Annotated in this window: 12 protein-coding genes; 10 read left to right on the top strand and 2 right to left on the bottom strand. The window is 61.8% G+C overall.

Features of this window, described 5'->3' with window-relative positions; translation table 11 throughout:
• Nucleotides 1-266: 266 nt before the first annotated feature.
• Nucleotides 267-875 (top strand): biliverdin-producing heme oxygenase, encoded by a 609-nt coding sequence (locus tag IDM28_RS04875; RefSeq protein WP_188035473.1) that lies wholly within the window; start codon nt 267-269, stop codon nt 873-875.
• Nucleotides 876-927: 52 nt separating this feature from the next.
• On the top strand, nt 928-1,341 hold the full coding sequence (locus tag IDM28_RS04870) for a YbaN family protein (RefSeq protein WP_103436217.1): 414 nt from the start codon (nt 928-930) through the stop codon (nt 1,339-1,341).
• 1 nt (nt 1,342) lies between these two features.
• Here IDM28_RS04870 and arcD (IDM28_RS04865) read toward each other — a convergent pair whose 3' ends face one another.
• On the bottom strand, nt 1,343-2,770 hold the full coding sequence (arcD, locus tag IDM28_RS04865; protein ID WP_188035472.1) for an arginine-ornithine antiporter: 1,428 nt from the start codon (nt 2,768-2,770) through the stop codon (nt 1,343-1,345).
• Nucleotides 2,771-3,196: 426 nt separating this feature from the next.
• On the opposite strand from arcD (IDM28_RS04865), the gene arcD (IDM28_RS04860) reads away from it, so the two are divergent.
• The 7 genes from arcD (IDM28_RS04860) (at nt 3,197) to IDM28_RS04830 (ending at nt 11,032) form a co-directional block, all read left to right on the top strand.
• Nucleotides 3,197-4,624 (top strand): arginine-ornithine antiporter, encoded by a 1,428-nt coding sequence (gene arcD, locus IDM28_RS04860; RefSeq protein WP_101316946.1) that lies wholly within the window; start codon nt 3,197-3,199, stop codon nt 4,622-4,624.
• A 31-nt stretch (nt 4,625-4,655) separates the two neighbouring features.
• Nucleotides 4,656-5,912 carry an arginine deiminase gene (gene arcA, locus IDM28_RS04855; RefSeq protein WP_150572047.1) on the top strand — a complete coding sequence of 419 codons (1,257 nt, stop codon included), beginning with the start codon at nt 4,656-4,658 and terminating at the stop codon, nt 5,910-5,912.
• A 70-nt stretch (nt 5,913-5,982) separates the two neighbouring features.
• Nucleotides 5,983-6,993 (top strand): ornithine carbamoyltransferase, encoded by a 1,011-nt coding sequence (locus IDM28_RS04850; RefSeq protein ID WP_101316942.1) that lies wholly within the window; start codon nt 5,983-5,985, stop codon nt 6,991-6,993.
• Nucleotides 6,994-7,101: 108 nt separating this feature from the next.
• Nucleotides 7,102-8,031, top strand: a complete 930-nt coding sequence (gene arcC / locus IDM28_RS04845) for a carbamate kinase (protein WP_101316940.1) — start codon at nt 7,102-7,104, stop codon at nt 8,029-8,031.
• A 56-nt stretch (nt 8,032-8,087) separates the two neighbouring features.
• Nucleotides 8,088-8,456 (top strand): DUF5064 family protein, encoded by a 369-nt coding sequence (locus IDM28_RS04840; protein WP_101316938.1) that lies wholly within the window; start codon nt 8,088-8,090, stop codon nt 8,454-8,456.
• Nucleotides 8,457-8,565: 109 nt separating this feature from the next.
• Nucleotides 8,566-10,074 (top strand): sigma-54-dependent transcriptional regulator, encoded by a 1,509-nt coding sequence (locus IDM28_RS04835; RefSeq protein ID WP_101316936.1) that lies wholly within the window; start codon nt 8,566-8,568, stop codon nt 10,072-10,074.
• Between the two features lie 100 nt (nt 10,075-10,174).
• Nucleotides 10,175-11,032, top strand: coding sequence for an SDR family oxidoreductase (locus tag IDM28_RS04830; protein WP_101316934.1), 858 nt, complete (start codon nt 10,175-10,177; stop codon nt 11,030-11,032).
• 54 nt (nt 11,033-11,086) lie between these two features.
• Here the strand turns inward: IDM28_RS04830 and IDM28_RS04825 are convergent, their stop codons facing one another.
• Nucleotides 11,087-11,251: a hypothetical protein gene (locus IDM28_RS04825; protein WP_188035471.1), complete on the bottom strand. Its 165-nt coding sequence runs from the start codon at nt 11,249-11,251 to the stop codon at nt 11,087-11,089.
• A gap of 315 nt (nt 11,252-11,566) precedes the next feature.
• On the opposite strand from IDM28_RS04825, the gene IDM28_RS04820 reads away from it, so the two are divergent.
• Nucleotides 11,567-11,776: a hypothetical protein gene (locus IDM28_RS04820; protein ID WP_101316932.1), complete on the top strand. Its 210-nt coding sequence runs from the start codon at nt 11,567-11,569 to the stop codon at nt 11,774-11,776.
• The last annotated feature ends 128 nt before the right edge of the window (nt 11,777-11,904 follow it).

Below are 11,904 nucleotides of genomic sequence, written 5' to 3'. Positions count from 1 at the left end.
TGCGCCGGCGCGATGCCCCGGCGAAACTGATATCTGGCGGGCGCCGCGTTCCCTGTAGGAGCGGCCTTGTGTCGCGAAAGGGTCGCGTAGCGGCCCCGGCATTCTGTGGTGCTGCGCAGATCCTGGGCCCGCTACGCGCGCCTTTCGCGACACGAGGCCGCTCCTACCTAGACCCGCGCTGCCAGGACTATTGAGCATGAATTTTTACTGTGTTCAGCCCGCTTGTTCGTCTCGTAACTAGACCGCCCTTTTTCCAAGGATCCACCATGACCAACGCCGCCAACGCCGAGCGCCCGCTGCTGCGCTCGCAACGCCTGAATCAAGCGACCAACGCCCCTCACACCGAGCTCGACGCACTGGTCAAAGCCCACGCGCCGTTTGCCAACCGTGACAACTTTGCCCGCTTCGTGGTCGCCCAGTACCTGTTTCAGTCCGAGCTGCAGGCGCTGTACAACGACCCACAACTGATCGCTATCGTGCCCGACCTGGCCGCACGCTGCCGCGCCGATCAGGCTCGGCTGGACCTGGCCGATCTCGATACCGCAGTACCGGCGCCCGTGGCTGGCGCGTTACAGGCGCCGAGCCTGGGCGAGGCACTGGGCTGGATCTTCGTCTCCGAAGGCTCCAAACTGGGCGCCGCTTTTTTGATCAAGCGTGCAGTGACACTGGAGCTGTCCGACAGCTTTGGCGCACGTCACCTGGGTGAGCCGGCCGGTGGCCGTGCCGAAGGCTGGAAACAGTTCACGCGCATCCTCGACGGCCTGGAGCTGTCGGCTGAAGAAGACGCAGCCGCCGAGCGTGCTGCAGTCGCCGCCTTCGAGCGCTTCACCGAGTTGCTCAAGCATGCCTACGCGGCAGAAGTCGCGCCGGCCTGATACGCTTTACCCGGTCACCGCGGTGGTGGCCGGCCGTTTTTGCAGTGAGACCATGACCCAACTTGCCCGCTCGAAACTGACCCGCCTGCTGTACGCGATCCTGGCTTATGTGAGCCTGGGGATCGGCTTGGTGGCGATTGTCATTCCGGGCCTGCCGACCACCGAGTTCATTCTGCTTGCAGCCTGGGCCGCGACGCGCAGCTCGCCGCGCCTGAGCGCCTGGCTGGAGAACCATCGGCTGTTCGGGCCGATCCTGCACAACTGGCGCAACGGCCGGGTGATCCAGCGCCGGGCGAAAATCAGCGCCACCGTGAGCATGCTGATTTGCGCCTGCCTGATGCTGACCTTTCTCGAGCACCGTTGGCCGGTGTTTCTGGCCATCGCCGGCATGAGCCTGGGCAACCTGTGGATCTGGTCACGCCCGGAGCGCGTTCAGCCCGCAGCCTCCAACTGCAACGCCGGCTGAGCTAGAGCGTCAACAACCCCGCGTACAGCGCATACGCGGCCACGCCTGCACCTGCCAGCACCGCAGCGAAAATCAGCTTTTCCCAGCCGGTGAAGAGCGCCTGGCCCTGCTCGTGCTTGGCCCTTGCAAACAGAATCACCCCTGGCGCATACAGCAACGCCGACAGCAGCAGGTACTTGAGCCCGCCGGCGTACAACAGCCAGATCGCGTAGACCAGCGCCAGGCCGGCCACCGTCAGGTCCTTGCGGCGCAGCCCGGCTTGCTCGGCATAGCCTTCACCGCGCCGCGCCAGCAGCACAGCATAGGCCGCCGACCACAGGTACGGCACCAGAATCATCGACGACGCCAGATAGATCAGGCTGGTGTAGGTGCCTGCCGAAAACAGCGTGATCAGCAAAAAGCCCTGGATCATGCAGTTGGTCAGCCACAGCGCGTTGGCCGGCACGTGATTGGCGTTCTCGACGGCGAGAAAACGCGGCATGGTCTTGTCCTTGGCCGTGGCGTAGAGGATCTCTGCACACAACAGTGCCCACGACAGCAGCGCGCCCAGCAGTGACACCGCCAGGCCAAGGCTGATCAGCAGCGCGCCCCATGGGCCGACGATATGCTCCAGCACCGCTGCCAGCGACGGGTTCTGCAACCCCGCCAGCTCCGGCTGGGTCATCACCCCAAGCGACAGCACGTTGACCAGCACCAGCAAGGCGAGCACGCCGAGAAAGCCGATCACGGTCGCCTTGCCCACGTCTGAACGGCGCTGGGCCCGCGCCGAGTACACGCTCGCGCCCTCGATGCCGATAAACACGAACACGGTCACCAGCATCATGTTGCGGACCTGCTCCATGACGCTGCCGAACTGCGGGTTGCTCGCGCCCCAGAGGTCGCGGGTGAAGACTTCGGCACGAAACGCCACGGCGGCAATCACGATGAAAATCAGCAGTGGCACTACCTTGGCCACGGTAGTGATCAGGTTGATGAACGCGGCTTCCTTGATCCCACGCAGCACCACAAAGTGCACGCACCAGAGCAACACCGAGGCGCAGCCGATCGCCACCGGCGTATTGCCCTCGCCGAACATCGGGAAATAAAACCCCAGGGTGCTGAACAGCAGTACGAAGTAGCCGACGTTGCCCAGCCAGGCGCTGATCCAGTAGCCCCACGCCGAAGAGAAACCCATGTAGTCGCCAAAGCCGGCCTTGGCGTAGGCATACACCCCCGAGTCGAGTTCGGGTTTGCGGTTGGCCAGGGTCTGGAACACGAACGCCAGCGCCAGCATGCCTACGGCGGTGATGCCCCAGCCGATCAACACAGCGCCGGCGTCGGCGCGGGCGGCCATGTTCTGCGGCAGCGAAAAGATTCCGCCACCAATCATCGAACCCACTACCAGCGCAATCAATGCACCGAGTCGCAGTTTATTTCCAGGCTCGCTCATTGGGCGCCCACCGTTGGTTGATGTCATCTGCACGCAAAACTTTTGAGCCCATATAAATAGCGCTGTATATGCGCTGTCACCCTTAAACGCTATAGCACTAATAGCAACACTGTCTATAGGCGATCCTGTGCGCCAGTGGGAGGTTGCCGGGCAACTATAGCCTGCTGCAGTAATAATTTTTATTTACGCTGAAAATTTGCCTATCCAGTAAAAGCGGCTAGTTTGAAGCATCGCAGGCAGAACAGAGTGTTTACTCTACCTAGACATGGAGTTGCCGGTGCAAAGGCCTGCAGCAGAGCGGTCGGCACACTCCAGGAGACACGTCTGGCCCAGGCCTTACGTTGCCATGAACTGATCTACATCAGCGAATGCCGGCGGCGTCAGGTTTACCATGACGTCAACTTTCTCCTGGTACGGAGTCGTTAAATGTCTGATTCTCCCGAAAAACTTAAACTCGGCGCACTGGTCGCACTTGTGGTCGGCTCGATGATTGGTGGCGGGATATTTTCCCTGCCGCAAAACATGGCCGCCAGTGCCGGTGTTGGCGCGGTATTGATTGGCTGGGCAATTACCGCAGTAGGCATGTTGACCCTGGCGTTCGTATTCCAGACCCTGGCCAATCGCAAGCCCGATCTGGACGGTGGCGTGTATGCCTACGCCAAGGCTGGATTTGGTGACTACATGGGCTTTTCCTCAGCCTGGGGTTACTGGATCAGTGCCTGGCTGGGCAACGTCGGTTACTTCGTGCTGTTGTTCAGCACGCTCGGTTATTTCTTCCCGGTATTTGGCGAAGGCAACACGCCGGCGGCGGTGATCGGCGCCTCGATCCTGCTCTGGGCCGTGCATTTTCTGGTGCTGCGCGGGATCAAGGAAGCCGCCTTCATCAACCTGGTGACGACCATCGCCAAGGTGGTGCCGCTGGCCTTGTTCGCGCTGATCTGCCTGTTCGCGTTCAAGCTCGACGTGATCACCGCCGACATCTGGGCGGTCGGCTCGCCGGACCTGGGCAGCGTGATGAACCAGGTGCGCAACATGATGCTGGTCACCGTGTGGGTGTTCATCGGCATCGAGGGCGCGAGCATCTTCTCCTCCCGCGCAGAAAAACGCGCCGACGTCGGCAAGGCCACGGTAATCGGCTTTATCACCGTGCTGCTGTTCCTGGTGCTGATCAACGTGCTGTCGATGGGCGTGATGACCCAACCGGAACTGGCCAAGCTGCAGAACCCGTCGATGGCGGCAGTGCTTGAGCATGTGGTCGGCCACTGGGGCGCGGTGCTGATCAGCGTCGGCCTGATCATCTCGCTGCTCGGGGCGTTGCTGTCGTGGGTGCTGCTGTGCGCCGAGATCATGTTCGCGGCGGCCAAGGACCACACCATGCCGGAGTTCCTGCGCCGCGAAAACGCCAACCATGTCCCGACCAACGCCCTTTGGCTGACCAACGCGATGGTGCAGGTGTTCCTGATCATCACCCTGTTCTCGGCCAGCACCTACCTGTCGCTGATCTACCTCGCCACCTCGATGATCCTGGTGCCCTACCTGTGGTCGGCGGCCTACGGCTTTCTCATGGCGCTGCGCGGCGAAACCTACGAACAAGCACCCGGTGAGCGGCGCAAGGACCTGCTGATCGGCGCCATCGCCCTGCTCTACGCGATCTGGCTGCTGTATGCCGGCGGCATGAAGTACCTGCTGCTGTCGGCGCTGCTGTATGCGCCTGGGGCGATCCTTTTCGCCAAGGCCAAGCGTGAACTGGGGCAACCGATCTTCACCAGCATGGAGAAGCTGATCTTCGCCGCAGTAGTCGTCGGCGCGCTGGTGGCGGCCTACGGCCTGTATGACGGTTTCCTGACCCTTTAATCACCGAATCTGCATCATGGAGGCAATCACCATGTCCACCGAAAACCTCAAGTATGGCGTCCATTCCGAAGCCGGCAAACTGCGCAAAGTGATGGTCTGCTCCCCAGGCCTGGCACACCAGCGGCTGACCCCAAGCAACTGCGACGACCTGCTGTTCGACGATGTGATCTGGGTCAACCAGGCCAAGCGCGACCACTTCGACTTCGTTACCAAGATGCGCGAGCGCGGCATCGAAGTGCTGGAAATGCACAACCTGCTGACCGAGACCGTGCAGATCCCTGAAGCTCTGAAGTGGATCCTCGACCGCAAGATCACCGCCGACACCGTCGGCCTGGGCCTGACCAACGAAGTGCGCAGCTGGCTCGAAGGCATGGAGCCGCGCCGTCTGGCTGAGTTTCTGATTGGCGGCGTGGCCGGCGAAGACCTGCCTGAAAGCGAAGGCGCCAGCGTGATCAAGATGTACCGCGACTACCTCGGTCACTCCAGCTTCCTCCTCGACCCGCTGCCCAACACCCAGTTCACCCGCGACACCACCTGCTGGATCTACGGCGGCGTCACGCTGAACCCGATGTACTGGCCAGCGCGCCGTCAGGAAACCCTGCTGACCACCGCCATCTACAAATTCCACCCACAGTTCACCAACGCCGAGTTCGAAATCTGGTACGGCGACCCTGACCAGGACCACGGCAAGGCCACCCTGGAAGGCGGCGACGTGATGCCGATCGGCAATGGCGTGGTCTTGATCGGCATGGGTGAGCGCACTTCGCGCCAGGCCATCGGCCAACTGGCGCAGTCGCTGTTCGCCAAGGGCGCGGTAGAAAAAGTAGTGGTCGCCGGCCTGCCCAAATCGCGCGCGGCGATGCACCTGGACACCGTGTTCAGCTTCTGCGACCGCGACCTGGTCACGGTCTTCCCGGAAGTAGTCAAAGAGATCGTGCCGTTCGTGATCCGTCAGGACAGCAGCAAGCCGTATGGCCTGGACGTGCGCCGCGAGCACAAGAGCTTCATCGAAGTGGTCGCCGAGTCGCTCAACCTGAAAGAGCTGCGCGTGGTGGAAACCGGCGGCAACGCCTTTGCCGCCGAGCGCGAGCAGTGGGATGACGGCAACAACGTGGTCGCGCTCGAGCCTGGCGTGGTCATCGGCTACGACCGCAATACCTATACCAATACCCTGCTGCGCAAGGCGGGAGTGGAGGTCATCACCATCAGTGCCGGCGAACTCGGCCGTGGCCGTGGCGGCGGCCACTGCATGACCTGCCCGATCATCCGCGACCCTATCGATTACTGAAATAGCCAGCACCCCGGCCGCGCTCACCAGGCGCCGGCCGGGTACCTCACCGAATCCAAGGAGAACTGTCATGGCGTTCAACATCCACAACCGCAACCTGCTCAGCCTGGAACATCACACCACGCGCGAGCTGCGCTACCTGCTCGACCTGTCCCGCGACCTCAAGCGCGCCAAGTACACCGGCACCGAGCAGCAGCACCTGAAGGGCAACAACATTGCCCTGATCTTCGAAAAGACCTCGACCCGCACCCGCTGCGCGTTCGAAGTGGCCGCCTACGACCAAGGCGCCAACGTCACCTACATCGACCCCAATTCGTCGCAGATCGGTCACAAGGAAAGCATGAAGGACACCGCACGGGTGCTCGGGCGCATGTACGACGCCATCGAGTACCGCGGCTTCAAGCAGGAGATCGTCGAGGAGCTGGCCAAGTTTGCCGGAGTACCGGTGTTCAACGGCCTGACCGATGAATACCACCCTACCCAGATGATCGCCGACGTGCTGACCATGCGCGAAAACAGCGACAAGCCGATCCACGACATCAGCTACGCCTACCTGGGCGACGCACGCAACAACATGGGCAACTCGCTGCTGCTGATCGGCGCCAAGCTGGGCATGGACGTGCGCATTGCCGCGCCCAAGGCGCTGTGGCCGCACGATGATCTGGTCGAACGCTGCCACAAATACGCCGAAGAAAGCGGCGCGCGCATCACCCTCACCGAAGACCCGAAAGCGGCGGTCAAAGGCGTCGATTTCGTCCATACCGACGTCTGGGTATCGATGGGCGAGCCAGTCGAAGCCTGGGGCGAACGCATTCAGCAACTGCTGCCTTATCAGGTCAACGCCGAGCTGATGAAGGCCACCGGCAACCCGCGGGCCAAGTTCATGCACTGCCTGCCGGCGTTCCACAACTCCGACACCAAGGTCGGCAAGCAGATCGCCGAGCAGTACCCGCACCTGGCCAACGGTATCGAAGTGACCGACGACGTGTTCGAGTCGCCGGCCTGCATTGCCTTCGAGCAGGCGGAAAACCGCATGCACACGATCAAGGCGATCCTGGTCTCGACCCTGGCTGATCTCTGACCGACCCGCTGGGCTGGCGTGGCCGCTGCTGGGTGAATTGCTGCTTGTCAGCAGGTTCACGTGCAGCGGCCACGCCGTCTGCTCCTCTCTGCCAAAGGACACTTCACCATGCGTATCGTTGTTGCACTGGGCGGCAACGCCCTGCTCCGCCGAGGCGAGCCTCTGACCGCTGACAATCAGCGAAGCAACATCCGCACCGCCACCGAACAGATCGCCAAGATCCACCCCGGCAATGAACTGGTCATCGCCCACGGCAACGGTCCGCAGGTCGGTTTGCTGTCGCTGCAGGCCCAGGCCTACAAGCCGGACGAAGCCTACCCATTGGACGTGCTTGGCGCTGAAACCGAAGGCATGATCGGCTACATGATCGAACAGGAGCTGGGCAACCTGCTCGACTTCGAAGTGCCGTTCGCCACTCTGCTCACCCAGGTCGAAGTCGACGCCAACGACCCGGCCTTCAAGGATCCGACCAAGTTCATCGGCCCGGTCTACAGCAAGGAGGACGCCGAGCGTCTGGCCAAGGACAAGGGCTGGGTGGTCAAGCCTGACGGCGACAAATACCGCCGGGTAGTCGCCAGCCCGAAACCCAAGCGCATCTTCGAAATCCGTCCGATCAAATGGTTGCTGGAAAAACGCAGCATCGTGATCTGCGCCGGTGGCGGCGGCATCCCCACCATGTACGATGAAAACCGCAAGCTCAAAGGCATCGAAGCGGTGATCGACAAGGACCTGTGTTCGGCCCTGCTGGCTGAACAGCTGGACGCTGATCTGCTGGTCATCGCCACCGACGTCAACGCCGCGTATGTCGACTTCAACAAGCCCACGCAGAAGGCGATTGCCCAAGCTCACCCGGATGAATTGGAGCGGCTTGGCTTTGCCGCAGGCTCGATGGGACCCAAGGTGCAGGCTGCCTGCGACTTCGCCCGCAACACCGGCAAGGTCGCGGTGATTGGCTCGCTGGCCGACATCGAAGAGATCGTCAAAGGCACCGCCGGCACTCGGGTATCCACCGCCAAGCCTGGAATAAGCTACCGTTGATTGCAGTTGGCGGGTGCCGGTCGCCCGCCGTTTTCACACCTTTGCGAGGAGCTATCATGGCCAAGTTCGAGCCAGGTCACGTGCATATCGAGCGCATGGCGCTGCACAACCAGGATCACAGCTACGACCTCAACATCAACTACGAAGTGGCCACGGACCCCAAGGACGGCGCCGGCATCCAGTTTCGTATGCACGGCAGCATCGAAGGCAAGCCGGTCGATGAGACGTTCTTTCTGGCCAAGGACCAGGTCCTGCCGAGCTTTCTCAGCATCGCCACGCGCAAGGCCCAGAGCTACATGCCGCAGCCGAAAAAATTCGAAAGCATGGGCTCGTCGCACAAAATCTATGACCTGATGTTTGAAGACATCCGCCAGAAGCTCGCGGTCAAATCCGGCGACTGCGTCAAGCCTGAGCATCTGGAATAGCCTCTACGGCGACAGTACCGCCGGCAGTTTTGTTGATGCACAAGGCTTGAAGCCTGAGGCGGGCGCGGCATACTGAGCGCCTCTGCGGCCACAGCCTTGTACGCTCCCCATGCGCATTCACGTCAGCTTCATCGACCGCGTCGGCATCACCCAGGAAGTCCTGGCCCTGCTCGGTGCCCGCCATCTCAACCTGGACGCCGTGGAGATGGTCCCGCCCAACGTCTACATCGACGCCCCGACCCTCAGCCCGGCGGTGCTCGAAGAACTGCACGATGCCCTGCTGGAAGTGCACGGCGTGCAATCGGTGGAAGTGGTCGACATCCTCCCAGGCCAGCGCCGCCACCTGCAGCTGGATGCCTTGCTGGCAGCCATGAGCGACCCGGTGCTGGCCGTCGACAGCGCCGGCAAGGTGTTGCTGGCCAACCCGGCGCTGATCGCCCTGTGCGGGCGCGAGTCGGCCGGGCGTTCGGTTGGCGAGCTGTTCAAGGACCCGGCCCTGCTGCAGGCGCTGCTGGACAACAACTTCCACCTGCCGATGCGCGAGATGCAGTTCGACGGCCACAGCCTGCTCCTGGATGCCACGCCGATCACCCATGCCGGCGGCCTGCTGACGCTGTACCCGCCCAAGCGTATGGGGGAGCGCTTGTCGGCGCTGCACCATGATCACGCCGAAGGCTTCGATGCGCTGCTCGGCGACTCGCCAGCCATTCGCACCCTCAAGGCCCGTGCCCTGCGTGTGGCGGCGCTGGATGCGCCGTTACTGGTGCATGGCGAAACCGGCACCGGCAAGGAGCTGGTGGCCCGCGCCAGCCATGCCCTGAGCAGCCGTCAGGGCGCGCCGTTTCTGGCTCTCAACTGCGCCGCATTGCCTGAGAGCCTGGCCGAGAGCGAACTGTTCGGCTATGCCCCGGGCGCGTTTACCGGCGCGCAGCGCGGTGGCAAGCCGGGGCTGATGGAGCTGGCCAACCAGGGTACGGTGTTTCTCGACGAGATCGGCGAAATGTCGCCGTACCTGCAGGCCAAGCTGCTGCGTTTTCTCAACGACGGCAGCTTTCGCCGGGTCGGTGGCGATCGCGAGGTCAAGGTCGATGTACGCATCATCAGCGCCACCCACCGTGACCTCGAGCGCATGGTCAGCGAGGGCAGCTTTCGCGAGGACCTGTTCTACCGCCTCAACGTGCTCAACCTGCAAGTGCCGCCGCTGCGCGAGCGCGGCCAGGACATTCTGCTGCTGGCGCACTACTTCATGCAGCAGGCCTGCACACAGATCCAGCGCCCGACCTGCCAGCTCGCCCCAGGCACCCATGCAGCGTTGCTGGCCAACCCGTGGCCGGGCAACGTGCGCCAATTGCAGAACGTGATCTTCCGCGCTGCGGCCATCTGCGACAGCGACCTGGTCGACATTGGCGACCTGGACATCGCCGGCACCGCGGTGCGCCGAGGCCAGGACACCGAGGTGGCCAGCCTTGAGCAGGCAGTTGGCGATTTCGAGCGTGAGCTGCTGCAGCGCCTGTACCCCAGCTATCCCTCGACCCGGCAGCTGGCGGCACGGCTGAATACCTCACATACTGCGATTGCTCAGCGCCTGCGCAAGTACGGGATCCCTGCCAAACCCTGAGGCTTGACCACTGGTCGCGTTGACCGTGCATGCACTCCAACTCCCGCGGATGAGCTCCTTCCAATAACAGGAGCCTTTCATCTCAACAGGAGTACCGACCATGCGCGATTACCCTACGCCACCGTTTCCGGCACAACCGCAGGACGTACCCGGCGAGCAGCAGAAGATGCAACCGCTCCCCGATTGCGGCGAACACAGCTACAAAGGCAATGGCCGCCTGCAGGGCAAGATTGCCCTGATCACTGGCGGCGACAGCGGCATCGGCCGCGCCGTGGCGATTGCCTATGCCCGTGAAGGCGCCGACGTTGCCATCGCTTATCTGAATGAACACGAAGACGCCCAGGAAACTGCCCGTTGGGTCGAACAGGCTGGCCGCCAGTGCCTGCTGCTGCCAGGCGATCTGGCGCACAAGGCGGTGTGCTACGAAATTGTCGACAAGACGGTGGAGAAGTTTGGCCGCATCGACATCCTGATCAACAATGCCGCGTTCCAGATGTCCCACGAAAACCTCGAAGATATCACCGATGACGAGTGGGTGATGACCTTCGATGTGAACATCACTGCCATGTTCCGCATCTGCCAGAGAGCGCTGCCGTCGATGGCCAAGGGCAGTTCGATCATCAACACCAGCTCGATCAACTCCGATTCGCCCAAGCCGACACTGCTGCCGTACGCGACGACCAAAGGTGCGATCGCCAACTTCACCGCCGGGTTGGCGCAGATGCTTGGAAGCAAGGGCATTCGCGTCAACAGCGTCGCACCTGGCCCGATCTGGACACCATTGATCCCGGCGACCATGCCGGTCGAAGAGGTCAGCGAATTCGGTACGCAAACGCCGATGGGCCGCCCTGGCCAGCCGGTCGAAGTCGCCCCGATCTACGTGCTGCTGGGCTCGGATGAGGCCAGCTACATTTCCGGTTCGCGCTATGGCGTGACCGGCGGTAAGCCCATCCTGTAAACCCTGCAAAAAAAGCGGCGCGCATCCCGAGAGATGCGCGCCGCTTTTTCATTTTTACTTGCGCTGCTGGTCTTCCTGACGTGCAGTTTTCTGCGCGGTCGAATCATGCTCGGTGCCCGTCGAGCCGTCTGGCCGGAGTGCATCGTTGTCGCGCTCGGCTTCTCCGGCGGACTTGCTCGGTGCTTGTTGCTGGTGTTGTTTATCGGCGGGGTTGTGCATACATTTTTCTCCTAGCCTTTGCTGTAGTCGGGCGATACCGCAGAACCGCGTCATCTACCTATTGGGAGAAAAACGGTTAGAGATCGTGCCCTATTTTTATCAAAACAAGACGAATGGTCAGGCAATGAACGTTCAAAAATTGAATTCAACTAACGCTACCGTAATCTTTAGCGCGCCGATTACTCGGTGCCGTTATGAGTGCGCCAACCTAACCAAACTGTAATGGCCCACTCACCCTCGCGTTAACTTCGCCTGGTTAACCTGCATGCGAGAGAAACCGCCGTTCCCGGCAGGTTGACGATAGCGAGGTTAATTATGAAACTGCTGAAGTGCATGGCCATGGCCAGCCTGCTGATTGGAATGACCGGCACCGCATATGCTGAAGGCGGGCATGAGCGCGCCAAGCAATTCAATAAGGATTTTCGGACTGAACAGGCACGACTTTGGGATAGCAAGTCGTTGCAGCAGGATGACAAACAAAAAGTTGCGCAACAGCAGAAACAGCCGCGCACTGAAAGTAAGTAAGTTGTCATACCAATAACGGGGCCGCTGCGCGACCCTTCGCGGGTGAACCCGCTCCCACAGGTTGATAAGTTAACTCACAACCCTGTGGGAGCGGGTTCACCCGCGAAGGCCGCGCAGCGGCCCCGCTC

The sequence above is a fragment of the Pseudomonas sp. EZ-C24 genome (genome assembly GCF_014525325.1).
GTDB lineage: Bacteria > Pseudomonadota > Gammaproteobacteria > Pseudomonadales > Pseudomonadaceae > Aquipseudomonas > Aquipseudomonas shirazensis.
The sequence above is the reverse complement of the archived record's forward strand: the minus strand, read 5'-3'. Positions and strand labels throughout refer to the sequence as shown.

What these genes read in the sequence shown, in the direction of transcription:
- IDM28_RS04875 (WP_188035473.1), top strand. Translation starts at nt 267, where the DNA reads ATGACCAACGCCGCCAACGCCGAGCGCCCGCTGCTGCGCTCGCAACGC.
- IDM28_RS04870 (WP_103436217.1), top strand. Translation starts at nt 928, where the DNA reads ATGACCCAACTTGCCCGCTCGAAACTGACCCGCCTGCTGTACGCGATC.
- arcD (WP_188035472.1), bottom strand. Translation starts at nt 2,770, where the DNA reads ATGAGCGAGCCTGGAAATAAACTGCGACTCGGTGCATTGATTGCGCTG.
- arcD (WP_101316946.1), top strand. Translation starts at nt 3,197, where the DNA reads ATGTCTGATTCTCCCGAAAAACTTAAACTCGGCGCACTGGTCGCACTT.
- arcA (WP_150572047.1), top strand. Translation starts at nt 4,656, where the DNA reads ATGTCCACCGAAAACCTCAAGTATGGCGTCCATTCCGAAGCCGGCAAA.
- IDM28_RS04850 (WP_101316942.1), top strand. Translation starts at nt 5,983, where the DNA reads ATGGCGTTCAACATCCACAACCGCAACCTGCTCAGCCTGGAACATCAC.
- arcC (WP_101316940.1), top strand. Translation starts at nt 7,102, where the DNA reads ATGCGTATCGTTGTTGCACTGGGCGGCAACGCCCTGCTCCGCCGAGGC.
- IDM28_RS04840 (WP_101316938.1), top strand. Translation starts at nt 8,088, where the DNA reads ATGGCCAAGTTCGAGCCAGGTCACGTGCATATCGAGCGCATGGCGCTG.
- IDM28_RS04835 (WP_101316936.1), top strand. Translation starts at nt 8,566, where the DNA reads ATGCGCATTCACGTCAGCTTCATCGACCGCGTCGGCATCACCCAGGAA.
- IDM28_RS04830 (WP_101316934.1), top strand. Translation starts at nt 10,175, where the DNA reads ATGCGCGATTACCCTACGCCACCGTTTCCGGCACAACCGCAGGACGTA.
- IDM28_RS04825 (WP_188035471.1), bottom strand. Translation starts at nt 11,251, where the DNA reads ATGCACAACCCCGCCGATAAACAACACCAGCAACAAGCACCGAGCAAG.
- IDM28_RS04820 (WP_101316932.1), top strand. Translation starts at nt 11,567, where the DNA reads ATGAAACTGCTGAAGTGCATGGCCATGGCCAGCCTGCTGATTGGAATG.